The sequence below is a fragment of the Sphingomonas sp. Leaf412 genome, assembly GCF_001425405.1.
GTDB lineage: Bacteria > Pseudomonadota > Alphaproteobacteria > Sphingomonadales > Sphingomonadaceae > Sphingomonas.
The window spans coordinates 244,206-244,532 of sequence record NZ_LMQP01000003.1; the positions used below are offsets into that span (position 1 = coordinate 244,206).

The 327-nt window shown below is 73.7% G+C and carries 1 protein-coding gene; it reads right to left on the bottom strand.

The window, feature by feature from the left end; genetic code table 11:
• Nucleotides 1-327: nitronate monooxygenase (locus ASG29_RS17490; protein ID WP_235532922.1), on the bottom strand; the 327-nt coding region annotated here is incomplete at both ends.

The window sequence follows — 327 nt, forward strand, 5'->3', positions numbered from 1 at the left end:
TCGGTCCAGGCGGAGCGCAGCTGGCGCGACGGCTTGCCCGTACGGCTGCGCGAGCGGACCGCATCGCGCGAGGTGGCGGCGACCATCTTCTCGCGGAACGCCTCGCTCGTCTCGCTTTCGGGGGTGGCGAGCCAGACCGATCCGGTCCACGCGCCGTCCGCGCCCATCGCCATCGCCGCGGCCATCTGCGCGCCCGTCATGATCCCGCCCGCGGCCAGTACGGGCACCTTGCCCCCGATCGCGCGGATCACCTCGGGCACCAGCACCATCGTCGACACCTCGCCGCAATGCCCCCCGGCCTCGCCGCCCTGCACGACCAGGATGTCG